This is a genomic window from Arthrobacter sp. Z4-13, assembly GCF_054792705.1.
This window is the reverse complement of the sequence record NZ_CP096459.1, coordinates 879,272-902,154: the sequence shown is the minus strand read 5'-3', so window position 1 is coordinate 902,154 and position 22,883 is coordinate 879,272. Positions and strand designations below refer to the sequence as shown.

The window sequence follows — 22,883 nt, the reverse complement described above, 5'->3', positions numbered from 1 at the left end:
GTCAAATGGGAGAAAGGATAGCAGCCGGTTCTTCGCTGGCGTTCGAAATCCCAGGCGAGCCAGCACCATTCCAGCGTTGATGCGACAAGGATCTCGCTGGCCGAGGCGACACCTGTATCAGACTGGAGATCGGGGCGAATGCCTGTCCCCGTTTGCAACGCCTCGCAGTTCGCGAGGTTCAGTACTCATACAACCTGCAATCGTGAAATCGGCTGGATCCATCGAACACCAAGCCTTAAGTTGTTGACCTTCGCCTACCACTTTGAGTCCATGACCAGTCAGCGGCCTTCGTGGTGATCATTTCTAGGATGGCTTCCTTAGCACTGTCAGAAACCATTAATCGATCCTGAGTGTGGTGTCCAGCAAAAGCATGCTCGACATCAGTACGTTAGAGGAGTGAAATTGCCCCGATTTATTTCTGAGTTCAATCCATCGGATCTGCCTGTGATAGCGAAGGACAGCAAGCCGATGGAAAATTCGCCGCTAAACGCGGCGGTCATGATGCTTCCGACAGAGGAACGCGTAGAGGAGGCCTACGCACTCATACTCGATGCGGTTTATAGCTTTTACTTTGCCAAGGAGCTGGAGACGCGGCTCGGCAGTATCAGCGAGAGTCACCACGGCCCCCTTTCCCTAGCCTTGAAGAAAACCCGCGAGAGCGTGGTCAAGGGCGCTGTCATAGCGATAGCAAAAACGATAGATGAATCGACAGGACGGACTCGATCACTGCCCCTCTCGCTGAAGGCCCTCCGTCAGAGCGTCGAAGATTCATCTGCAGGGCCAGATGATAGCGAGACCGAAGCGACAGCCCGACTCATCGACCACATCTTGAACGAGACTAACCCTGACGTTGTAAAGTCCCTCATGTACGTCCGCCACATCAGGAACAAGTGGGCCGGGCATGCTTCCTGGGATCTCAGAACGGACACCTGGCCGACCGGAGACCTGGCGCTGAACTTTCCTCTCCTCGAAGACGGTCTCGTACGCATGGTGAATGCATTTGACGAGTTCGGGACGCTCATTGAGATGAGTCCCTACTTGCAAACTCTGGAGAACACAACCCGGCAGGTCAGAAGAAGCAGCGATGGGACCACGACTCTTCGGATGACCATCTCGTGGCGTGCAGCGGTCCCGATGGCGCATGTGATGCGAGGGGCCGGCAGGGACAGCGCTAACCAACTCCTAAACCGATTTCAATAGATTCAGCATAAGTTTGAGGGTGAAGGACGTGCCGGTGAGTAACTCGACGCATCCTTACCCCGACGCGCAGGACGGCGAGCCCGTAGGCCTTGGAGAAGGTGCGCAGGATGCAAACGTTCGGGTACCGGCGGTAGAGCGCCAGGGAATCGGGGCCGCTGCCCGCGTCGGCGTACTCCGCGAATAGGCCTCGTCGATCACCACCAAGACGTCGGACGGCACGGCCTGCAGGAAGGCCTCGAGGCGGTCGTGGCTGATCAACTGGCCGGAGGGATTGTTGGGCGTGCACAGCAGGATCACCTTGGTGCGGTCGGTGACGGCGGCGGCCATGGCCTTGAGGACGTGGCCCTCGGCGTCGTCCAGCGGGATGCGGACCGGCCGGGCGCCTGCCAGCTGCCCCAGGATTGGGTACGCCTCGAAGGAGCGCCACGCGAACACCACCTCATCCCCGGCGTCGCACAGTCCGGTGATGATCTGCGGCAGGACGCCCACGCTACCGGGCCCCGCCGCCACCTCCTCCGGGGTGACGCCCGGGTGCCGGGGGAGCAGCGCGTAGCGTTTAGTATGACGAAATGACGTTTCAAGGGCAGACAGATTTCGATGAAGTGGACAGGCAAATAGCGGAAGACGCAAGGCTTCGCTACGCCCCGCCCTACGTGGACTACGCGCCGGACCCGGAGGGCTTTTATTTTCACTGGAGGAAGCTCCAATACGCTTTTGCTTTCTCGGACCCGGCGCAATTCCCGCCCATCTCTGAGGTGCTCGACAGCAAAGACTGCGAGGCCGTCAAACGATTCGTAAGAGTGTGCAGGGAGCTTGCGACGTACAGCCTGTTGAATCATGGCGGCGGAATAACGGTAACTGCTACGCCGGATGGCGAAACGGTAGAGGTAGACGCTCCCGCTAAAGAGGCGCTGAGAGGATTTGTCGTCCTGTTCCGTCAGATCCATTCGGATGGAAACGAGCCCGCCAGCTTCAAGGTCGTTAGGAGTGTCCTTTCCAAGGCCTCGGCGAAAGCTGACGATAAATACGTGCAGGATCGACTGCGTGTCATAAAGCAATGGCATGGCGCCCGAAGCCAGCTACTCCAGCACTCGCTGTCGGACATAGTCACCGTGAAGATCCAGGAGGCCCGGGTCGGCACACCCGTGCCTCCAATCCAGAGGGAGCACTCCCCGGCCCAGCTAATCGATCTTTTCAACTACGGCGAGTACATCCACTGGGGGGACAACCGCGTCAAGCACGCCGCGCTATTTCAGGACGAGGTCGGCGGCTCCCTAACAGAATTCGGCTTCCAGGAAATACTGATCGAGATGTCCCACTTCTACTTTGGCTACGCGAAGTTGCTGGAAGCCGCATTCGGCGGCGACATCAACTCCCGGATGTTGTCGTGAGGAGTACGTTTCCGTTGAGGGAACCAGCTTAGGATTTCTTCCATGAGGATTGCTGTTGCAGGGGAACCGGTACAGCGTGCCGCCACGAGAACTGCTGATTCTATCGCGGGTCGGAGGATACCAACTCAGGCATGGCTGCGCCGTCAATGGCCCCAACGCCCCGTGCCCGGCGGGACTGCCCTAACATCAGCCTTTTATAGCCGCCGCTGCCGGAACATCGGGAACGACTCCCGCACCCGCTCCACCGTCTCCAGCGAGACTTCCAGCGCACGCACCCCGGGCTCCAGCCCAAGGTCAGCCTCAACCACCCCCATAGGATTGAGCAGCACACTCCGCCCCACCGACACTGGCGGCGCCTGGCACACGCCCGCCACGTACACGCTGTTCTCGATCGCCCGCGCCGCGTTCAAAGCGAGCCATTGCTCCGTCTTGTGCTCCCCCGGTACCCAGGACGAGCAGACCAGCAGAACCTGCGCGCCGGCGTCGGCCAGTGACCTGGCGAGCTCGGGGAACCGCAGGTCGTAACAGGTCATCAGCCCGAACTGCACTCCCCTGTGCTCGAACACCACGGGGTCGGTGGACGGCCCGGGCTTGATGAATGTGGACTCCCCGAAGCCCTGCGCGTCGAAAAGATGGATCTTCCGGTAGAAAGCCAGCCGGCCGCCGTCGGGTCCGAAAGCCACCAGCGTGTTGTACGCCCTGCCCGGCTCCTCCGACGTTTCCACCACGCCCGCCACCAGCGCGATGCGGTGGCGGCGGGCGGTGGCGGCGAGCTCCCGGCAGACGGGGCCGTCCAGCGGCTCGGCGACCTCCGGGAAGGTTGCGTCCACCTTCTTCCTCTCGTACGTGGCGTACTCCGGGAAGGCGACCAGCGCGGCGCCGTCGCGCGCTGCCTCTGCGGCGAACCGGTCAATCGCGGCAAGGTTGGCACGGATGTCGGCGCCCGACTCCAGCTGCCCCAGAGCAATCCTCACGGGTGTTCCTTCCCTCGGCCCGCCGGCCACACTACAGACTGACAAAAGGTCAGGCGGCTGCCTCGACCGTGGCCTTCTCCGTGGCCGTCATCTCCGGCGGCGAGGCCTTGAACCCGCGGGTGATCAGGGCCAGGACCAGCACGCCCAGCACCAGCCAGGACACCCCCAGCGTAATGGCGTTGCTGTCCAGCCGGGAGAGCAGGTAGGCGCAGATGATCGCGCCGATCACCGGGACCACCACGTAGGACACCGGGTTCAGCTGCTGCCCGGCCCGGCGCTGGCGCACATAGTGGAACACCACCGAGGCGTTCACCAGCGTAAAGGCGGTAAAGGCACCGAAGTTGATGAACGACGTCGACGTGGCGACGTCCAGGAAGATCGCGATCAGGCCCACGATGCCGGTGACCACCAGGTTTGCCACCGGGGTGTGGAACTTCTCGCTGAGCCGGCCGAAGACCGCCTTGGGCAGGACGGAGTCGCGGCCCATCGCGTACAGCAGGCGGGAGGCGCTGGCCTGCGCGGCGAGGCCGGAGGCGAACTGCGCAACCACCAGGCCGGCCAGGAACACGGCGCCGAACAGCTGCCCGCCGATCTGCAGGGCGATGGAGCTGGCTGCGGAGGCCGAGTCCTCGAACACGCCGCCGGGGTGGACCAGCTGGGTCACGTAGGAAACCGCCACGAAGATGCCGCCGCCGATCAGGGCCACCAGCATGATGGCGCGCGGCACGGTCCGGCGCGGGTTGATGGTTTCCTCGGTGAGGGTGGTGACGGCGTCGAACCCCAGGAACGAGTACGCGGCGATGGCCGCGCCCGCGGAGATGGTGGCGAAGCTGGCGGTGTCGTTGAAGAACGGCTGACCGCTGGCCAGTACCCCGGCGCCGTTGGCGGACACCACGCTGCCGATGGCCAGCGCCACGAAGAACACCAGGACCAGCAGCTGGAACGCCATCAGCACGTAGTTGGCCTTGTCCGCCACCTTGATGCCCAGGATGTTCAGCAGCGTGGTGATGACGATGAAGCCCACGATCCAGACGCCGATGGGGATGCCGGGGAACTGGGCGCTCAGGTAGGAGCCGCCGATCAGCCAGATGACCATGGGCAGGAAGAGGTAGTCGAGCAGCACGGCCCAGCCCACCAGGAACCCGACACGGGGATCGATGGAGCGGCGGACGTACGTGTAGGCGGAGCCGGCCACGGGGTAGGCGACGGCCATCCGGCCGTAGCTGTGCGCGGTGAACAGCATGGCCACGAGCGCCACGAGGTACGCGGCGGGCGCGGCGCCGCCGGTGGTTTCGGCGATGATGCCGAAGATCCCCAGGACGATGATCGGGGTCAGGTACGCCAGCCCGAACAGGACCAGCGAGGGCAGCTTCAGCGTGCGGGTCAGGGTTGTAGTCACGGTGTTTCCTTACGGCTTGTAGGACGGCGGTGTCCAGGTGGCCGGGTTGATCCGGCCTTGGTAGACGGAAAGTTCGACGGCGGGCTCCCCGTCGCGGAACTGCGACCAGGGGCGGTTGAGGTTCTCCGTGCCGTGCGTGCGGACGCGGTCGACGGCGGCCAGGTCCAGTTCCGCCGTGAGCAGCTGCGGGTGATCATTCCGGGCCTCGGTGAGCGTGTTGCCTTCCGGGTCCACGATGATGCTCTTGCCCTGGCCGGTGGGGCCGGCGCAGTTGACGCTGACCATAAAGACCTGGTTCACGATGGCGTTGGCCTTGGCGAGGATCAGTTCCTGTTTGCGGTCCGGGGTGGTGGTTTTGACGACGTTGAGGATCACGTCGGCGCCCATCCAGGCGAGCTGGCGGGACACCTCCGGGTACCAGGCGTCGTAGCAGATGTTCAGGCCCACCCTGCCGATGCCGGGCAGGTCCACGGTGGTGAACCGGTCGCCGGGATCGTAGGGCTCGAACGGGCGCCAGGGGAAGATCTTCCGGTAGTAGCCGGCGAGCTCCCCTTCCGGGGACAGGACCAGCTGGGTGTTGAACAGCTGGCCTTCCGGGCCGCGTTCGCAGACGCTGCCGGGGACCAGCCAGATGTCGAGGTCTTTCGCGAGCTGTGTGAGCTCTTTGACCCGTGGCCCGTCCAGAGGCTCGGCGGAGGCCTGGAGCATTTCGGTTCTTTGGAGGTCCGGGTTTTCATCGCCAAAGAGGTGCAGTTCGGGGAAGACGACCAGCTTGCTGTGCGGCTGGGCCTCGAGGGCTCTCTTGACCTCGTCCGCGAAGGCCGAGACGGGTTCGCCGATGAGCCGCGGCCGGGCCTGGGCAGCGATGAGGGGAAGGATGCGTTGCATGGGTTTGTCTCCGCGTTGGGGTGTGATCCGGGTTATATTAGATCAGAATGAACCAATAAAGGAAAGGGGGCGGCGTGGGCCGTAAGGTAGCGGATATGACCCGTCAGCTGGAGGACACCGTCGAGCCCACCCGTCTTGGTGCCGGCAGGATGCCCGGGATGGAGCGCCGCAGCGCGATGGACGCGGTGCGGATGCGGATCGGCATGGCCATTTCGCTTGGGCTCTTGAAGCCGGGCGAGCGGCTGCCGGACCAGGAGGACGTTGCCTTGGGCCTTTCTGTCAGCCCGATCACTGCCCGGCGTGCTCTGGCGAGCCTCGCGGAGCAGGGTGTGGTGGTGCGACGGCGCGGCCGGGCCGGGGGAACGTTTGTGGCGGATTCACCGCCTACGGAGGTTCTGGCGGAGCTTTCGGCGTCACCAGCTGAATCGCAGGCCGTGAACCGATTGGTGGACCGACGGCTGCTGTTCGAGTGCGCGGTGACGCATTATGCGGCCACTAACGCCTCGCCGGAGCAGCTGGATGAGCTGGAGCGGCTGACCCTGGACATGGCTGAGGCGACGGACTGGTCCGTCTATCACCAGGCCGACGAGCGGTTCCATCAGCTGGTGGGCACCGCGTCAGGGATGGGCACCGCCGTCGAGGTCTATCACGAGACGCTCGCCGAACTCTATAACTACTTCATTCCCTACCCGATTGAGAAGCTGCACAAGTCCAACCACGAGCACATCGCGATTGTGGCTGCCCTCCGCGCCGGTCAAGTTGAGGAGGCCGTGGAGGTTTCGCGGAAGCACGTGGACATCCTGCACCGGACGATGTTTATGGGGCTGGCCGCCGGCAGGGTCTAAGCCACGCTGACTGACTAATACTTGCGCCCGGTACTTCCTGCTGCTGCCTCTGACCGAAAACAACCGGCTCCGCGGCCCGTAGCTCTATTTAGAGGCGATCGCCCGGTTGATGATACTGAAAGCAGGCATGTTCTTCATGCACAGCGCGCATCCCTGGCAGGCAAAGTATGCCGAAACGCAAGTCGCCTCCCATTTGTGCAACTGTGTCCCGAAATCGGTACGACTTTCTTTCCGGCAGAGACTGGAATTCTGTCACGCGCACAGCAACAAACCTTAAATTGACATTCCCTTGTTTTTCGGGCTGGCTTGCTTCATGACCCCTAGAATCTTCCGCTGGCGCCGCCGTGCTGCAAGTCCACCTGCAGAGCCCGCCGTTTTCCCAGGGGAGGACCGCATTCCCGGGTCACAGGACTACATCACTGGCAGGCTGAGGCAGTATCAGACGTGGTACGACGGCAAGGCTGTCAAGTGCAAGAAGCGCTACTTACAGATGCGGACTGCATCGGTTGTCGGCGGAGCGCTCGTGCCAGCGCTCATCAATGTCCAGTGGGACTGGATGGCTCCCGTGACAACAGCAATAAGCCTTGGAGTCGTCGTGCTCGTCTCCTTGGAAAGTGTTTACCACTACCGGGAGCAGTGGAAGAACTACCGATCGACTGAACAGTACCTCGGCCATGAGGCGGTTTATTTCGCAAAGGCCGTGGGCGTGTACAAGGATCTTGACGATGCCACCGCTCTTGAAACTCTCGTGGAGCGAACAGAAAGTGCCATAGCAGCTGAAAACGCATCGACGCTGAGCAGCATGACTTTGGCGGAGCAGGTCTCGACTAACGCCGACTATCCGCGCTCTGCGCCTCAGGAAATCGGCCCTGGCCGCGTGCAACCGCCAGCGGGTTAGGCAGCGGTTCGCGACCGTTTCTCTTCTGAGCACGAGCCACGTCTTAGCCTTCCGGACTCAAAGTGCGCGACGCTCTCCGCGGCAGAGTCTGTTCGAGAGAGTGCCGAGCGCTATCCTCATATTTGAATCATTTCGAGGGGGAGCCACCGTTGCCGTATATAGCTGTCGCATTTGGAATCGTCATAGTCGTGCTAGCGCTCCTGGCTTCGTATTGGTATATCGTCCTGCCAATTGTGCTGGTTACTTGGGCGGGCGTGATGTTGCCCCGGCTGATCCGGCATATCCGTAAGAACCGCTACTTTGCGAGCGAAGACTTTCTGGCGAGGAAGGCTGCGATCACTTCGGTCGTCGATGAGCACAATGAGATAGCTGAGTACACCTCTGAGATTCGTGGCCGCGGAACGTTTCAGCTTGGCATAGCTGCCACGGGCGCTCACGCACACCTGGCGTCGTTCGATAATACGAGCAATCACAACTACCGCCGCGACCGTAATGTAGCTAACTACCAGGCACAGAATGTGCATAACTGCTCACTGCAAGTTGTCCGCAATGCTAGCACCGATCCCATCAAGTATCTGATGAAGTACTTCAACATCAAGGCGGACGAGGCAAACCTCTCTGACGTGGAACATCTGGTGAGGAGGTCGCCCGACTCGAAGATGCGGTCGACAATTTGCGCCAGCGCGAGACGAGTATTACTGCGTCGTTCAACCCTCCTGCGTTCATCTTGAAGCACTACGCGGACGAGTTCATGGAGCACGTCGGAATCGAACTCTTGCCCATCAGCGTTCCGTATCCTGAATATGCCTTCGAATACGTAAGCGCTGGTGGGAACAGCTCGCAGAGAACGACCGTCGCCCTGAATACCGAGACGATTGACGCGCTCGTCGGGACGCTTTCGCAGAAGATTCGGTTTAGCCAAAGCGCGGCTGGACAGCGAGCACTTATGACTGCCAAACTCCGCCAGTTCATCAAGACGCGAGACCGCCACACTTGCCGATACTGCTCAGTGTCGCTCGCTGCTGAGCCCCATCTTCTTCTTGAAGTGGACGACGTTGTTCCTGTCTCGAAGGGCGGGTTGTCAACGCCGGAGAATCTGCAAGCCCTGTGTTGGCGATGCAACAGGACCAAATCGAACAAGATCGCGCCCGTTTGAGAGGACAGGACGCCGTGCCTAACCCGATTAGCGACGGCTCCTAATCTAAAGCCCCCGGGCCCAGGACCTACTGTCCGAAGGCCCGGGAGACCGGGCGTTGAAACGCAAACCATAATTGCCCCTACCGCTCTAGCGAGCAACTGGTAAGTCTGTGATTTCCGGTGGGCCGCATGGTCTGGTGAGTCTGTAATGTCCGGCAGTCCGGACAGCACACAGGCGCAATACACAATCACTGGACAGTATCCTGCCGTTGGCTCAGATAATTAGAAGATCCCACTTCACGCGGCGGCCTCTCAGTAACTCCGCGAACACCCAGGAAAACGGTTGAAGCACCGTCCTTAATTGCCGCCCTTCGTCCCAATCCAGTTCAACGAGTACACACCGATGAGACACTCCCCTGATTAGCAATTGGGCGACGAGCGTGCTCATCGTCTTATCGTCCTGCCCTCCGTCCCTTGGTCGGACGGCCCTCGCCATAGCCCTTGGTCAGAAGGTCCACTCCCAGCCGCCCATGCCGGCCCCGTCAGGCTGGAACATTAGCGTTCCGGTGGTGTCGGGGACATCCAGGACGATCTTGCCTGTCACCTTTTCCGCTGGTCCCACGCCGCTGATGGGGAGGATCTCAGATTCGGGCAGGCATCCGTAGGATGGGCCACTGGTCAGGTTGCCGTTGTAGGTGGTGCCGTTGGCTGCCACAAACTTGAACGTGTGCGGGCTCAGGTCAAACCTCGGGAAGGACGATTCCGCCAGCTCCGGCAGCGTCTCAATGGACGCGTCCAGAATGACAAAGTGACCCCTCTCCGCAGGCCGTGGGAATGGGCCGGTGCATGGCGGATCAACGGTGATGCTGTTGATGGTGAAGCTGACTGTTTGCTTTTTCGTGACCGGATCAGCCTGGCCGGCAGGCTGGCCTGCAACCTTGATGAGGTTGCCGCGTGGCGACCTTGCCATCTGTGATGCAGTGGCAGTCGGTGTGGGCGTGGCCGACGGCACCGCTTCAACACTGGGAACGGTGGGCGTGGCCGTAGTGGCGGACGGTGACCCACCGCATGCGGACAGGCCAAGCACGAACGTAGCCATCAGAGCAAGGGCTGGCAAAGACCTTTTGTACTTCATTGTTGGAGACCCCTAAATTGTTCTTGATGCGCATGACGCGCATGATGCGTGAATCCTCTCACGTGATCCCACGCGCAAAGCCGGTCCTGCTCCAACGCTGCATCAAAGCTGAGATGAGATCGCCGGGTCCTTCTGCATCTTGGACTGATTGCACCCACCAGGGTCAGCGTTAGGGAGTCGGCAAGGCGAAAAGTCATTAGGCACAGCACAAGCAACTGGTCGACAGCCTAATAGTCTGAGGATACGACCGTGGCCACCCCCTTGGTGGGACTGGCCACAACGACTGACGCAAGACAAGCTGCGTGTTGGGCTAATGCGCGCAGCGAGGCTGATCAACCATCTACTTAAGCGGCACCCCTGAAGCGTCACGGCTGAAAGTATTTGCCTTGCATAGGATCATGATGCCCTCGATGACACCCCACAAGCCCACAAGCCCGAAGGTAAGTGGGAACGTCAGGAGGAACACGGCAAACTGCAACCCGCCCCAGCCCTTGTCGCCCAAGTAGAACCGGTGCGCGCCGACGAGGCCGAGCAGGATCCCCAAGATCCCGGCCGTCGTCCGCGACTTTTGGACCCGCCCTTCAGCTGTGACCGACAGCCATTCGTGGCGGGCTATCTCCTTTGCAGCAGTCGCAGGCATGGTCTCCAGCGTCCATCTTGCACCGTCCCAGCGGCGGGCGACGCCCGTCTCCTTGATGTACCACCCGGCCGTTGCGGAGCTAAGGCTCGCGTTGAGCATGGCGCCGAACGAATGCGTGACGCGGGTTGCTGGCTTGGGGGCCGGGTTGATGTGGTTGTACCACTCGAGCTCGATATGCGTATCCGCCTCGTTGCGGGTCAGCCGCCCCTCTGCCACGTCCAGCTCAACTCGGGCCACAAGCAGGTCATAGAAGGCCTCGGTCGGCCTCTTACGCCCCTCTGCCACAGCACGATCCGTGCGGGCCGCCAGCAGGGTATAGTCCGCCTGACCCCGTGTGATTCGCCCCTGTGCCACATCCTTGTCGGTACGGTTCAGCAGCCGGTCATAGTCGGCTTCGTAGGCCTGCCGCCTCTGAATCTCCAGCAGCGCACTGGTGTCTGCTGCCAGCTTCCTCTGCTGATCCAGCTGCTGGCGGCTAGTTACAAAGGTGCCGACATTTGCCGCGGTGTTGAGGCGGTTGCCCGTCATTTTGCCCAATTGGTTCCCCATTTAATAATGTGATTTGTCCGAATGCTTAGCGTCGTTGCGCATGGCGCGCAAGGTGCGTGAATCGTCTCATGGGGTCCCTCGTGTAATGCCGATCTTGATCCAATACTGCGACAAAGCTGAGAAGTAATCGCCGGGTTGGACCTATTTTCCGGCAAGGTCAGCGGTACTGGATTCGGCAAGCCCGGACATCACGGAAACACAATGCACCTTGCCGGGAAGTTCCGGGGCCTTTTGTTCTTGGCCACGGGCTCCGAGCACTTATCCCGCTGCGACAACGAAAGTCCGTTCTCACAGGTGTCCATAATCACGGCCCCAGCAGCAAGAAGGCAGGCTTGTCCAAAGCCAGAGATTTATCCAGGCTCAGTGTTGGTCACCCCAGCTAGGGCGGTTCGATCGTGCCCGGCTGATAGTTTCCGCCCAACTCAGACGAGTGGCTGGACTACGACCTCCTCGTATTTTTTCCGACGGTTTTCAAACGCTGGCCGTGCACCCTCAAGTACGTCAATGACGAACTCCCCTGTATCCAGTGACGCCAGCGGTCCGCTGTGCAACGTGAAAACGCCCGAGTCGTAAGAGCAATGCACGATCTGATCCGCATCGCCGACGACGGCTAGGTTGGCGTTATGCGTTACAACAATGACCTGGCGTCGGAGCTTCGCTTGCTGGAGTGCCGGAACGAGGACCCTGCGCACTGCCGAATTATCAAGGTTCTCTTCCGGCTGGTCTAGGAGGAGGGGAGTGTCACTCCGGTCAAGCACCAAGTAGAAGAGAAGGAGAATCAAGCCGCGCTCGCCGGGCGAAAGTTGCGATAGAGGAATTCCGTTTCCGGACAAGCTGAACGATGTCTCCAGCCATGTAAGACCAGCCAGGTGGGCGATTGTTTCTGAGGGGGTCGTATTAGATCTGAACCCTGCTTTCAGTGAACGAGCAGGCCTAGACATGTCCCCGCCTTCAAAACCCATGCGTCTCAGGATCTCGAGGGTAGTTGTTACGACTTCGCCTTCGTCCATGGGGTCGAGACTAACTCTCACTTCTTCGAGTCGGCTCAGCAGCTCTGAATTTCGGCGCCCGTCGAGCACATCGGAGAGGCGTCCCCAGTCACTAGAAAACCTAATACTGGCATCAAACGTGATGCCTGCCGCGCTTGCCAAGGCATCGTGGCGGGCAAACTCCTCCGCTGGCTTATAAACATCACGAATCGTGTCTATTCGGGACATAAGCTGCGAGTAGATCCCCGTGGCCAGCTGCGCGAGGTCGTCCTGCAACTTCTCTATCTCGCCCGGAATCTCACCTACGCGTTTGATCCGCGTGTCCAAACCAGAAACCGAGTCCGGCTCCCCAGGCTCGCCGGCCAATGCCTCAACCCTTTTCTGGAGTTGTTCTACCTCACGCCGTGCAGCCTCTCGAACACCGTCATGCGCGGTGAGCTGGAGTCGAAGGGTGTCACACGACTTTCCCAACACTTCTAGAGCGCCGCGAGCCGTGGACAGTTCATCAGTAATTTGCAGCTGCTTGCCAACTCTCTGCGAGCGGGCTGCCACGATTGCAGCCGAGTCGATCACTACCGTCACCACGTCTCCAGCTGGAATGCCAATGGCCTCACGGTATTCGACGTTCAGGGTGGAAGCCTGCTGCGACATGAATTGCGCGGCCTGCTCAACGCTGACAAGCTCAGTCAGCTGTTTAGAAACCTGAGCCCCTTCCACAGTCAGGGTGGCCACGTGTGCAGCAAGAGTCTCAGCCTCGGCAACCGCCTGGGCAAGCGCGTCCCGATCGGACGCGACTTCAGTGGGTTCAGCCTCTCCGGCCTCGAGTTCCTTCAGACTTAGAACGGCTGCGTCCAGATCAGCCACGGCTGCGTCGACCTGAAGACGCATTTCATCGCGGCGCTTCTTGAGGTCTACCAACGTGACCTCGTTCATCTCCCGGTCGAGATCAACGAGCTGGGCGGACTTGGCATCTACGTCCAGGCGGAGCCTGCTTACGGCCGCATCGATGGACTTCGTTCGAAGGCGAAGAAGACCTTCTAGAGTTTCTTCGCCTGACCGATCCACCTCATCGATGTGGTGGAACAGCACTCGGCTAAGTTCCCCCTCGAATGCATCATTTTCCGGACTCAGCGGATCGCTGGCGCAAATCGTCTCGATAAGTCGTTGGGGAAGATATTCGACCCTTTCAAGGTTGGCCGGGTCGTGCGGTTTGGCTAGGCCTGCCACGTGAGACGTTTTGTCAGCGAGCGTCAACTCGGCCTCGAAAGCCGAGGCCAATTTGTTCTTAGGATTCAGGAATCGCATCCGATTAAGAAATGCAAAGTAATCTCCTCGGGAAGAGTTTCCTCCTCGGGCCAAGCAGTCAAGGAGGGCCGACTTACCTTGCCCTTTGTTACCGATAATGGCTACCAGTCCCTGATTCAGGGGAATTGCGTAGTTGAACAGCTCCGAGGTCGCACCCTCGACTGGTCGCACTGCAATTGAATCTATGATCCGTTCGGGAGCCTCGCGTCTCCGTCGGAGGTCTTCCGGCTCAGTGCCCACGTACACCCTGCTAGTGAATTCGGAGAGTGCGTGCACAAGACCGGCAAACGTAGGGGTTGAGCGTATCCAAGTCTCGCAGTTGCCGATCCGGTCTTTATTGGCGGTATTGGTACTCCAAGTGTGGGCGTCACTGCAGTCCAGCAGCGCGGAGGTCACATCGTTGTTAATAAGCGCCTGTCTGCTCTTGGCCCAAGTCGTTGTTTCATCGAAGGCGGTGAATACGATGTCCGCAATGTTGATCAAATGCTTCTTGCTCGTTATCGCGCCGTCAGCCCACTTGATGTCGGCCCACTCAGTCTTGCCCAGCGCCAGAAGCGAGCGGTTCTTGAAGACGTGTCCCGTCAAAACCTCTTGGACCATTTCAAGGGTGACGTTAGCGTTATTGAATCCTTCAATCAGGTCGGAGTCATACTCAGCAATACGTTCCGGAGGAACGGTCAGCTTCATCTTTCGGCCCAGGTCTGCGAGCGAATCTCTCGTAATCGAGGCATTCCAGAAATTCTCACCCGAGGCACCCAGTTGAAACTTAGGGCGTAGCGCAGCAATGAACTGAGACTCAATCACTTCGGGTGCAATCTCGGGATCGAAGATGACGTGGAGGTTCGCTCTGCTGAGCTTTGATTCCGAACCGCCGAACTGATTGAGACGCATCTCGATAACAGGAAAGAGCGTCTCGATGTTCTGCATGCGTCCGTTAGCGTGCTCATCCCGAAGTCGCTTATAGCCGTCGAGAAACCAATAATCGTTGATTCCCAATACCGCAAAGGATCGTGGCAGGTTCTCAATTTCCTGGATGAACTTTTCCCAAACCTCAGGAGTGTCTCCGCCATAGCCCTGCCTCAGTGAGAGCGGCGTATGGACGTGCAGGTCCCATTTTTTCCATTCGGAACCTCGGGCGTTTTGGTCAATCATTAGGTGAGCCTACGGCCTCTGCGCAGACTTTGAGGTCGAGACACTCCAGCGTCGGGCATCAACGGGCGCTCAGCCTGTTCGATGGGAGCGAGCTGCCAAGTATTGAGTTTGCAGCCGATCCCTGACACGTTCGACGCCGGAGCAGTACCCGGTCCCGACCGCTATACCGCGCTGGCGGAGTACGAAGGAGCGCGGAACCTCAGAAAGCGTGTGCGTTCCAACATGCTTAGAGTTTGGGGAGGCCCAAGTCCAAAGGCAGTCAGTGTGGCTAACTCGGTATGAGTTGCCAAGGGCGCGCCCGGCAAAACCGGACGCGCCCTCCTGTGCAAGGGATTTACGATCTGGCCGCAGCCCCGGATTCAGTCGATGAGCACCGACTGCTTGTCACCCTCCGAAGCTTCAACACGCTCCGGAAGCTCCCGTTTGCGGTGGTTCAGCCAGTTCGCAACCGCCAGCAACGCCACGAGTCCGAAGGTGCTCAGGAGCTGGGGACGGGAATCCTCGCCGATGAATCCCACCGTGAAGATCGCCGCGAGGATGAGCAGGCCAAAGCCCGTGAGCCATGGGAAGCCGGGCATCCGCAGGGGAAGCTCCGTCCCCTCGCGGTCGGCGCGAAGGCGCAGTGCGAGCTGGGCGAGGAGCGCGGACGTCCACACCAGGAGGCAGGTGGAGCCCACGATGTTGAGCAGGACGCCAAGGACCATCTCGGGGAACGCCAGTTCCAGCACCACCGTGACAACGCCGAAGGCGACGCTGGCCAGGACTGCGACCACCGGAACCCGCGCCTTGGACACCGAGGCAAGCAACCGTGGTGCTTCGCCCCGCTCCGCGAGGGAATACGCCATCCGGGAAGCACCGTAGAGGTTGGCGTTGAGCGCGGAAAGCAGAGCTGCGACGGCCACCAGGGTGATTGCGGTGGCCGCACCCGGCATGCCGGCGGCCTCCAACACGGCGGCGAACGGGCTCTTAAGCCCCTCCGAACCGACAGGAACCACGGCCGCGATGATGAAGATGGCACCGATGTAGAACACCAGGATGCGCCACAGCACCGTGCGGACGGCTTTTTTCACGCTCCGGGCCGGCTCAGCGGTCTCGGCTGCCGCCACGGACACAATCTCGGTTCCGCCGAACGCAAACGCCACCACAAACAGCGCCGTCGCGATCCCGGCAAAACCACTGGGAGCAAAGCCGTCACCCATGAAGTTGGACAGGCCCGGCGACTGGAAGCCCGGCAGCCAGCCGAAGAGCAGGGCAGCGCCCACCGCCAGGAACGCGACGATTGCCGCCACCTTGAGCAGGGCAAACCAGAACTCGAACTCGCCGAAGTTCTTCACGCTGGTCAGGTTCACGGCGGTGAGCACCACAATAAACACGAAGGCCATCAGCCACACCGGCAGCGCTGGGAAGATGGTGGCCAGCAGGCCTGCCGCACCCAGCGCTTCGGCCGCGATGACCACCACGAGCTGCAGCCACCACAGCCAGCCCACCGTGGCACCGGCCACCGGCCCGTAGGCCTTGGCGGTATAGACGGAGAAGGCACCGCTGTCCGGGTTGGCGGCGGCCATCTCGCCGAGGGCCCACATCACCAGGATGATGAGGGTGCCGGCCACGAGGTAGGAGATCAGCACAGCCGGGCCGGCCGCCTGGATGCCGGCGCCGGACCCGATGAAGAGGCCGGCGCCGATGGCGCTTCCGAGGCCCATCATGGTTAGCTGGCGTGGTTTGAGGGCCGCGCCGAGGGCGCGGGCAGACGTCTTTGTCTGTTGTTCCATGGGGATTCCTCTAGTTAGTATGACGTTTTGGGGAAGAAGGTCAGTCGGTATTTAGGCTGCGTGGGCTTCCAAGATCCGGAGCACGCGATTGTTGGAGGCGGCGTCGGCAACGGTGATCCGCACGCCGTCGCCCTCGTACGCCCGGACCAGGATGCCCGCGCCGTCGAACGCCTCGACGAGCCTTGCCCGGAGCTCGTCGTCCGCGCGGATCCACAGGAAATTGCCCTGGCTCGGCTGCAGCCTCCAGCCCTGGGCTGCCAGCTGCGCGGCAATCCGTGCGCGCTCCTCCTTCACGACGGTGACCCGCGCCTCCATCTCCTCCCCCGCGTCCAGCGAAGCGATGGCTGCCTTCTGGGCCAGCGCGCTCACCGAGAAGGGCAGGGCGGTTCGGCGCAGCCCCTCGGCGATGGCCGGTGCCGCCACCGCGTACCCCACGCGCAGGCCGGCGAGTCCGTAGGCCTTGGAGAAGGTCCGCAGGATGCAGACGTTCGGGTACTGGCGGTAGAGCGCCAGGGAATCGGGGCCGCTGCCCGCTTCGGCATATTCCACGTAGGCCTCGTCGATCACCACGAGGATGTCGGAGCGGGCGGCGCGAAGGAAAGCGTCAATGCGTTCGTGCCTGATCGGGACGCCGGTGGGATTGTTGGGGGTGCAGAGCAGGATGACTTTGGTGCGTTCGGTGACGGCGGCGGCCATGGCATCGAGGTCGTGACCCTCGGCATCGTCCAGCGGAATGCGGACCGGGCGGGCGCCTGCCAGCTCAACCAGGATGGGGTAGGCCTCGAAGGAACGCCACGCGAAGATCACTTCATCCCCGGCGTCGCACAGTCCGGTAATGATCTGTTGGAGGACGCCCACGCTGCCGGGTCCCACCGCCACTTCCCCTGCCGTGACGCCCAGGTGCCAAGCGATCCGTTCGCGGAGTTCGACGGCGGCCGCGTCGGGGTAGCGGTTCATGGTACCGGCCGCTGCGGCCACCGCAGCAGCAGCAGCGGGCAGCGGCTCGTAATGGCTTTCGTTACTGGCGAGGGCTGCGATGTCCGTGCCGGCGCCGCGCCTGCCCGGGACGTAGGACGGAAGGCCGGTCACGGCGTCACGAAGGGTGGGGCGCGCGGTATCCGGTGCAGTCCGGAACTGAGTGAGGGTCATGAGGACCGATCATGATTGTGACCCCGCGCACATTGCAAGATACGCTCATGCCATTGGGACTTCTGCTCAACTTCTACTGTGTGTGGTGAAAATATGACCATCGCCAACTCTCGTACCCTTGATTCTCTCGACGGCAGGATCATCCTGGCCCTCGACAAGGACCCCGAAGCCAGTGCACTGGCACTCTCCCGGACACTCGGCGTCGCACGGAACACGGTCCATGCCCGGCTGGCACGGCTCGAGCGCAGCGGCGCCCTCCGCTCCTTCAGCCGCAGGCTGGACCCCGCCGCCCTCGGGTATGACCTGATGGCCTTCCTCTCACTGGCCATCAGCCAGACACGGGCAGGTGCGGTGGAAGACGGGCTCGCGGCCATCCCGGAGGTGATCGAGGTGCACGCCACCACCGGGGACGCGGACCTGATGGCCAAGGTGGTGGCCCGGAGCACGGCCGATCTTTACCGCATCACCAACCAGATCCTGGCCATCGATGGGATCCAGCGGACCAGCACCGCCATTTCGGTGGTTGAACTTATGCCGCCCCGCTACGACGGCCTCCTGGCCCGGCTGTCGCAGCAGGAATCCGGCGCCACGAACGAAAGAGAGGGTGACACGGGCCACAAGTAAGCATATTTTCAGTTACTGCTGCTCCCTACTGCCAAATATCCCACTCCCACGCAGCTCTATTGCTTATCTGACCGCAGGCTCGCAAGCTTCCTGCATGACCACTCTCACTGTCTCCGGCCGCGTGGCGCAGGTTCTCAGCAGCTACCTCAGCGATGTCTTCGGCGTTATGGGCAACGGAAACGTCTACTTCCTGGACGCGGCCGAGAAGCTGGGCCTCCGCTTCTCCCCCGTCCGGCACGAAGGTGCAGCCATCGCCGCCGCCGACGCCTACTACCGGACGTCGGGACGGCTCGCTGCCGGCACCACCACCTACGGCCCCGGCTACACCAACGCCCTCACTGCCCTCGCCGAGGCAGTCCAGGCGCAAATCCCCGTCGTGCTCGTCACCGGGGATGCGCCGAGCAGTGGCGCCCGGCCGCAGGACGTGGACCAGGCCGCCATCGCCGCGGGCCTCGGCGCGGCCACCTTCACCGTCACCCGCGACGCCGCTGGCGCCATCACCCAGCAGGCGGTGGAGTACGCGCTCACCAAGCGCACCGCCGTCGTCATTGCCATTCCCTACGACCTCGCGGCACTGGAGGCTGCGGACGAGGAGCTTCCCGAGCTGCCAGAACCAAAGATGATTGACGACGTCGACGGCGGGCTAGGGCAGGCAGCCCGCCTGCTCGCCGGGGCGAAGCGGCCGCTGATCCTGGCCGGCCGTGGTGCGCACCTCGCCGGCGCCGGCCCGGAACTCCGCAAACTCGCCGACCGGCTCGGCGCACTGACTGCCGGAACCGCCCTGGCGCTCAACCTCCTCAATGGCGAGGGGTACTTGGGCGTGGCCGGCGGTTTCGGCACGGACACCGCGACGGGCCTCATGGGCGAGGCCGACGTGGTCCTGGTGGCCGGGGCGAGCCTGAGCCCCTTCACCATGCGGTTCGGGCACCTGCTCGGTCCGGACAGCACCGTCATCCAGATCGACACTGCCCTGCAGCCGACCAACCAGCGGGTGGACCTCTTCGTCAGCGCGGACGTGAAGTCCGCCGCGGAACGTCTCCTTCGTCTTCTGGAAGACAGGGCTGCGGCGGAAGCGTGGCGCGCGGAAGCCCGGAAACGCCTGGCCGAAGGACCGGCCCACAGCCCCGGTTCCGATGTGACCGAGGACGGCCGGCTGGATCCGCGCGCCCTCGCCACCGCGCTGAATGCCGTGCTGCCGGAGCGTCGCACGGTGGTTCAGGACGGCGGGCACTTCATCGGCTGGGCGCCCATGTACTGGAACATCCCGCGGCCGCAGGACCTGGTGATGGTGGGGACCGCCTTCCAGTCCATTGGCCTCGGACTTGCGAGCGCCGTCGGGGCAGCCCGCGCACTTGAGGACGGCCGCACCCTGGTGCTGGCGTCCGGCGACGGTGGTTTCCTGATGGGCCTGCCCGATCTCGAATCGCTCATCGGTACGGCAAGCAGCGCCGTCGTGGTGATCTACAACGACGCCGCCTACGGAGCCGAAATCCATCAGTACGGTTCCCAGGGCCTGACCGAAAAGCCGATGCTGATCCCGGAAGTGGACTTCAGCGGAGTCGCCCGCGCGCTCGGTGCCGAGTCGGCGATCATCCGGTCACTGGCGGATCTTGCCGCGCTTCAGGAATGGATTGACGCCGGTGCCAAGGGAACGTTCGTGGCCGACTGCCGGATCACTTCGAGCGTCCGGGCGCCGTGGCTGAGCGAGTGGATGAACGCCAAGGAGGCTGCGAAGGCGGCGGTGGCCGGGTAGCTCTCACGGGCACCCTGTTCAGGCGAACAGCGAAAGCCCGAACCACATGGCTCGCTTCTTTCTACCCAACGGATTAGGCGCCGCTTTTCTCCCGTGCGAGCCCAAGGCCCAGGAGAATACTGACTGGAACTGCAAGAAGAACCACGAAGAAAAGCACAGCCCCACCGAGAAACGGCACCGCCAGAAGTGCCGCCAGCAGCGCGAATCCGGCGAAGCTGATGGACGTGATCGGCGCACCGCGGGTCCGTCCGCGCTGACTGGCCAAAAGCACGATTCCGGTAGTGATATTGCCCAGTGCAGCCACCAGCAAGAGGAGGCCAGCGATCGCGTTGGAGCCGAACCCGGCCATGGACCCGAACAGCAGGACGGCGCCGAGCACGATGCCGACGGTGCCGGCGGCGACCCGAAAGCCGGAGGATTTGGGCACCGGTGCGGCCGGGTACCACTGCGACGCATACTGCGGTGACGCTTGGCCGTACTGGTGGTCCGAGTATTGAAGTTGCCCGCCATTAGCAACCGGGTGCGGCTGGTTGTAATGCTGGCGCGTTCCGTATGCCGGTTCATTGCCTTGAATCGGGCCGGAGGGCGCATGCGAAGGGTAGCTCGGCCCAGGCCTTGGGGTTGGCGGAATTGGCGAAGTGTTCTCGGTCATTGGTCCCCCATTGCAGCGCTACTTCAATCCCCAGTAGATCCTGGCTTTGCTATTCATAGACATGCTCTTCTGAACGAAAATCTTGCCACCCTCGATCGCGCCAACGGGCACGTCCATGCAGACTTGGTAGCTAGCCGTACCGCCCTTTTCAAGCGTTGGTACTTGCATCGCCCCGTTGTCCAAAGATGCCCCGCAAGAGCCCGCATCGTACTGTCTGGCATCTGTGCCGACAAAGGTTGGCGACAAGTCAACCCAGGGATTTCCTTCATCAGCCCCTGCATATGTGACAGCAAGGTCGACGAGGACGTACCTCCCCTCGGGTTGATCGTTGAACATATTGTTGGCTACGACCTCTTCAGTTGCATCGAGCCTGACCCCGAGAACTTGGACCTGATACTCGTTCCCCACAACGGCTGCCGTCCCGAGTGGATACGGCTTTTCTGCCGATCCGCCCACTGCCGCAGTTGCCTCAGGGGTGGGAGTTGCGGACGGTGTCACGTCAGCTCCTGCGGACACCGATCCTTTGGTCTCCACGGCAGTGATCGGACTAGTGCTTTCCTTGGAAGTTGATGAGTAGGCCATTAAAAACAAAATGGATCCGAGTACGGATGCCCCTCCGATAACAAGGGCGGTAACGGTCATACCTTGTATCGAAGTTCCGGCACGTCGTCCGGTCGCCAACGCGATGACTGCCAAAACAACGGCACTAAGACCAAGGAGAAAGCTCAAGATATTGAGAATCGGAATCCAGCACGTGACTACCGCTACAGCCGCCAGCACCAGGGCTGTGGTTATCAGCGACTTTCCACGCGTTGGCGGCGAGGAGAACGCGTCTGGCACATCAATCCAAAATTCATGCCCGGGAGGAGCCGGACCCCAGGCGGGGTCGGGGTGCCAGCCTTCGTGCGGCTGCCAACCAGCAGGCGGCTGCGGCCAATTTTTTGGCGAGTTATAGATTTGCAATTTCCCCCCTGAACGAGCAACAGAGTGAGCTTCCATCCCGGCCCACTCCGGGAGCATATCCCCGGTCTGTCCTTTTCAGCCTAGAGTTGCCGCAGGTTTTCCTCAGGGTTGGATCAAAAAGGGACTGGCGCACAGCTAACCTCGCCATTTGGGATCGACACAATTCAGCCTATTCAGCCATAGGCCAGACATGCACCCAAAACTTACATACACTGAGATCGCCGTTGCCTGGGGGAAACGAGCTCGACTTGCCACTCCACCTAAATTGGTTGACAGCGGCAGCATTTAGGTACCGCATCAAACAAAGGACAGTCATGAGTGAACCGTATTCCCCGCCCGTTGCCCAAGCTCCCTCGGCAAGTAGCAGTCAGCCGCTGAAGGGTAATGGATTTGGAACCGCTGCATTGGTCCTCGGCATTGTCGCCGTGGTCTTCGCAATCATTCCCATTGTGGGTTTCATAGCTTTCATTCTTGGCCCGCTCGCATTGATCTTTGGTGTGATCGGTCTGACCCGTAAGTTCACCAAGAAGGGCACCTCCATTGCTGGCCTGATCTTGGGCGCGGTCGCTGTCATTATTGCCATCGTTGTCACCGCAATGATTAGCGCGGCCGCGAACAGCGTGGACGAGGCACTGAACAAGGAACACAAGATCGAGTACGTCGTCACGACTACAGGCCCCGCCAAGGTCACGTACTGGAACGGTGACGGCTCCTCCAACGAAGACATCTCGGCTGACTGGAAGAAGGAAGTGACGGCATCAGGGCTCAGCTTCAGCACCCTCAGCGTTACGGGAGACTTCAGCGCTGACACTTCGGTTACGTGCGAAATTCTGGTTGACGGTGCAAGCGTCTCCAAGAACAGCGGCTCCGGCACGGCTGCCATGGCGTCATGCTCAGGATCCTCCGCAAAGTAGCGCAAACGACGCAACGGAAAGAACGTCGGGGTGACGAACCACCCTGGCGTTCTTTTGCTTAAATGACACGAGTGCGCCGTTGAATTTCCATCGGCGGCGCATATGGAGTCGAGCCGCCATCATGTCCTGCACTGGAGGACGGCCGAACCCTGGTGCTGGCCTCCGGCGACGGCGGTTTCCTGATGGGCTTGGCCGATCTCGAATCGCTCATCGGTTCGGCAAAGAGCACCGTCGTGGTGATCTACAACGACGCTGCCTGCGGAGCCGAAATCCACCAGTACGGCTCCCAGGGCCTGACCGAAAAACCCATGCTCATCCCCGAGGTGGACTTCAGCGGGATCGCCCGCGCGCTCGGCGCCGAGTCGGCGATCATCCGTTCGCTGGCTGACCTTGCCGCGCTCACGGACTGGATCGACGCCGGCGCCAAGAGAACCTTCGTGGCCGACTGCCGGATCACGTCGGGCGTCCGCGCCCCGTGGCTGACCGAGTGGATGAACGCGACGCGGGCAGAGAAGGCGGCGGTGGCAGGGTAAGAGCCACCCCCGCGTGGTAGC

General features: G+C 61.6%; 20 protein-coding genes and 1 pseudogene. 10 read left to right on the top strand and 11 right to left on the bottom strand.

What is annotated here, in order from left to right; translation table 11 throughout:
* Positions 1-402: 402 nt before the first annotated feature.
* Positions 403-1,200, top strand: a complete 798-nt coding sequence (locus tag M1E07_RS06095) for a hypothetical protein (RefSeq protein WP_461189363.1) — start codon at positions 403-405, stop codon at positions 1,198-1,200.
* 58 nt (positions 1,201-1,258) lie between these two features.
* Here the strand turns inward: M1E07_RS06095 and M1E07_RS06090 are convergent.
* Positions 1,259-1,743 (bottom strand): annotated as a pseudogene (locus M1E07_RS06090) (aminotransferase class I/II-fold pyridoxal phosphate-dependent enzyme); the annotation flags it as partial.
* Between the two features lie 26 nt (positions 1,744-1,769).
* On the opposite strand from M1E07_RS06090, the gene M1E07_RS06085 reads away from it, so the two are divergent.
* Positions 1,770-2,591: a hypothetical protein gene (locus M1E07_RS06085; protein ID WP_461190486.1), complete on the top strand. Its 822-nt coding sequence runs from the start codon at positions 1,770-1,772 to the stop codon at positions 2,589-2,591.
* A gap of 194 nt (positions 2,592-2,785) precedes the next feature.
* Here M1E07_RS06085 and M1E07_RS06080 read toward each other — a convergent pair whose 3' ends face one another.
* From M1E07_RS06080 to M1E07_RS06070, 3 genes are read right to left on the bottom strand one after another with little or no spacing between them, the layout of a single operon-like run.
* On the bottom strand, positions 2,786-3,565 hold the full coding sequence (locus tag M1E07_RS06080) for a carbon-nitrogen hydrolase family protein (protein WP_461189362.1): 780 nt from the start codon (positions 3,563-3,565) through the stop codon (positions 2,786-2,788).
* A 49-nt stretch (positions 3,566-3,614) separates the two neighbouring features.
* Positions 3,615-4,964, bottom strand: a complete 1,350-nt coding sequence (locus M1E07_RS06075) for an APC family permease (protein WP_461189361.1) — start codon at positions 4,962-4,964, stop codon at positions 3,615-3,617.
* Positions 4,965-4,973: 9 nt separating this feature from the next.
* A complete protein-coding gene (locus M1E07_RS06070; protein ID WP_461189360.1) occupies positions 4,974-5,852 on the bottom strand; it encodes a carbon-nitrogen hydrolase family protein in 879 nt (292 codons plus the stop codon).
* Between the two features lie 95 nt (positions 5,853-5,947).
* Here M1E07_RS06070 and M1E07_RS06065 point away from each other — a divergent pair, with 95 nt between their 5' ends.
* The 4 genes from M1E07_RS06065 to M1E07_RS06050 all read left to right on the top strand — a co-directional run bounded on the left by M1E07_RS06065 (position 5,948) and on the right by M1E07_RS06050 (position 8,751).
* Entirely contained in the window at positions 5,948-6,697 is a 750-nt protein-coding gene (locus M1E07_RS06065; RefSeq protein WP_461189359.1) for a FadR/GntR family transcriptional regulator, read from the top strand.
* Positions 6,698-7,010: 313 nt separating this feature from the next.
* On the top strand, positions 7,011-7,595 hold the full coding sequence (locus tag M1E07_RS06060; RefSeq protein WP_461189358.1) for a DUF4231 domain-containing protein: 585 nt from the start codon (positions 7,011-7,013) through the stop codon (positions 7,593-7,595).
* 188 nt (positions 7,596-7,783) lie between these two features.
* Positions 7,784-8,326, top strand: a complete 543-nt coding sequence (locus tag M1E07_RS06055) for a hypothetical protein (RefSeq protein WP_461189357.1) — start codon at positions 7,784-7,786, stop codon at positions 8,324-8,326.
* Between the two features lie 20 nt (positions 8,327-8,346).
* A complete protein-coding gene (locus M1E07_RS06050; RefSeq protein WP_461189356.1) occupies positions 8,347-8,751 on the top strand; it encodes an HNH endonuclease in 405 nt (134 codons plus the stop codon).
* A 486-nt stretch (positions 8,752-9,237) separates the two neighbouring features.
* Here M1E07_RS06050 and M1E07_RS06045 read toward each other — a convergent pair whose 3' ends face one another.
* The 5 genes from M1E07_RS06045 to hisC form a co-directional block, all read right to left on the bottom strand.
* Complete coding sequence (locus tag M1E07_RS06045; RefSeq protein WP_461189355.1) at positions 9,238-9,831, bottom strand: DUF4352 domain-containing protein; 594 nt, start codon at positions 9,829-9,831, stop codon at positions 9,238-9,240.
* 376 nt (positions 9,832-10,207) lie between these two features.
* Positions 10,208-11,035: an NINE protein gene (locus tag M1E07_RS06040; RefSeq protein WP_461189354.1), complete on the bottom strand. Its 828-nt coding sequence runs from the start codon at positions 11,033-11,035 to the stop codon at positions 10,208-10,210.
* A gap of 443 nt (positions 11,036-11,478) precedes the next feature.
* Positions 11,479-14,502, bottom strand: coding sequence for a TrlF family AAA-like ATPase (locus M1E07_RS06035; RefSeq protein WP_461189353.1), 3,024 nt, complete (start codon positions 14,500-14,502; stop codon positions 11,479-11,481).
* Between the two features lie 359 nt (positions 14,503-14,861).
* Positions 14,862-16,274, bottom strand: a complete 1,413-nt coding sequence (locus M1E07_RS06030) for an amino acid permease (protein ID WP_461189352.1) — start codon at positions 16,272-16,274, stop codon at positions 14,862-14,864.
* 51 nt (positions 16,275-16,325) lie between these two features.
* Positions 16,326-17,423: a histidinol-phosphate transaminase gene (hisC, locus tag M1E07_RS06025; RefSeq protein WP_461189351.1), complete on the bottom strand. Its 1,098-nt coding sequence runs from the start codon at positions 17,421-17,423 to the stop codon at positions 16,326-16,328.
* 93 nt (positions 17,424-17,516) lie between these two features.
* Between hisC and M1E07_RS06020 the strand changes: the two genes are divergently transcribed.
* Positions 17,517-18,047 carry an Lrp/AsnC family transcriptional regulator gene (locus M1E07_RS06020; RefSeq protein WP_461189350.1) on the top strand — a complete coding sequence of 177 codons (531 nt, stop codon included), beginning with the start codon at positions 17,517-17,519 and terminating at the stop codon, positions 18,045-18,047.
* A 94-nt stretch (positions 18,048-18,141) separates the two neighbouring features.
* Entirely contained in the window at positions 18,142-19,800 is a 1,659-nt protein-coding gene (locus tag M1E07_RS06015) for a thiamine pyrophosphate-binding protein (RefSeq protein WP_461189349.1), read from the top strand.
* Positions 19,801-19,873: 73 nt separating this feature from the next.
* Here M1E07_RS06015 and M1E07_RS06010 read toward each other — a convergent pair whose 3' ends face one another.
* Both M1E07_RS06010 and M1E07_RS06005 read right to left on the bottom strand, forming a co-directional pair.
* Positions 19,874-20,452, bottom strand: coding sequence for a hypothetical protein (locus M1E07_RS06010; protein ID WP_461189348.1), 579 nt, complete (start codon positions 20,450-20,452; stop codon positions 19,874-19,876).
* An 18-nt stretch (positions 20,453-20,470) separates the two neighbouring features.
* Positions 20,471-21,094 (bottom strand): hypothetical protein, encoded by a 624-nt coding sequence (locus tag M1E07_RS06005; protein WP_461189347.1) that lies wholly within the window; start codon positions 21,092-21,094, stop codon positions 20,471-20,473.
* 635 nt (positions 21,095-21,729) lie between these two features.
* Between M1E07_RS06005 and M1E07_RS06000 the strand changes: the two genes are divergently transcribed.
* A complete protein-coding gene (locus M1E07_RS06000; RefSeq protein ID WP_461189346.1) occupies positions 21,730-22,329 on the top strand; it encodes a hypothetical protein in 600 nt (199 codons plus the stop codon).
* 83 nt (positions 22,330-22,412) lie between these two features.
* The gene (locus M1E07_RS05995; protein WP_461190338.1) at positions 22,413-22,862 is read left to right on the top strand and encodes a thiamine pyrophosphate-dependent enzyme; all 450 of its coding nucleotides are present in this window, start codon (positions 22,413-22,415) and stop codon (positions 22,860-22,862) included.
* Positions 22,863-22,883: the final 21 nt, after the last annotated feature.

Coding starts and splice junctions, on each gene's coding strand:
- M1E07_RS06060 (WP_461189358.1), top strand. CDS start 7,011: ATGACCCCTAGAATCTTCCGCTGGCGCCGCCGTGCTGCAAGTCCACCT.
- M1E07_RS06050 (WP_461189356.1), top strand. CDS start 8,347: ATGGAGCACGTCGGAATCGAACTCTTGCCCATCAGCGTTCCGTATCCT.
- M1E07_RS06035 (WP_461189353.1), bottom strand. CDS start 14,502: ATGATTGACCAAAACGCCCGAGGTTCCGAATGGAAAAAATGGGACCTG.
- M1E07_RS06020 (WP_461189350.1), top strand. CDS start 17,517: ATGACCATCGCCAACTCTCGTACCCTTGATTCTCTCGACGGCAGGATC.
- M1E07_RS06065 (WP_461189359.1), top strand. CDS start 5,948: ATGACCCGTCAGCTGGAGGACACCGTCGAGCCCACCCGTCTTGGTGCC.
- M1E07_RS06040 (WP_461189354.1), bottom strand. CDS start 11,035: ATGACGGGCAACCGCCTCAACACCGCGGCAAATGTCGGCACCTTTGTA.
- M1E07_RS06045 (WP_461189355.1), bottom strand. CDS start 9,831: ATGGCTACGTTCGTGCTTGGCCTGTCCGCATGCGGTGGGTCACCGTCC.
- M1E07_RS06015 (WP_461189349.1), top strand. CDS start 18,142: ATGACCACTCTCACTGTCTCCGGCCGCGTGGCGCAGGTTCTCAGCAGC.
- M1E07_RS06030 (WP_461189352.1), bottom strand. CDS start 16,274: ATGGAACAACAGACAAAGACGTCTGCCCGCGCCCTCGGCGCGGCCCTC.
- M1E07_RS06070 (WP_461189360.1), bottom strand. CDS start 5,852: ATGCAACGCATCCTTCCCCTCATCGCTGCCCAGGCCCGGCCGCGGCTC.
- M1E07_RS06010 (WP_461189348.1), bottom strand. CDS start 20,452: ATGACCGAGAACACTTCGCCAATTCCGCCAACCCCAAGGCCTGGGCCG.
- M1E07_RS06085 (WP_461190486.1), top strand. CDS start 1,770: ATGACGTTTCAAGGGCAGACAGATTTCGATGAAGTGGACAGGCAAATA.
- M1E07_RS06005 (WP_461189347.1), bottom strand. CDS start 21,094: ATGACCGTTACCGCCCTTGTTATCGGAGGGGCATCCGTACTCGGATCC.
- hisC (WP_461189351.1), bottom strand. CDS start 17,423: ATGACCCTCACTCAGTTCCGGACTGCACCGGATACCGCGCGCCCCACC.
- M1E07_RS06000 (WP_461189346.1), top strand. CDS start 21,730: ATGAGTGAACCGTATTCCCCGCCCGTTGCCCAAGCTCCCTCGGCAAGT.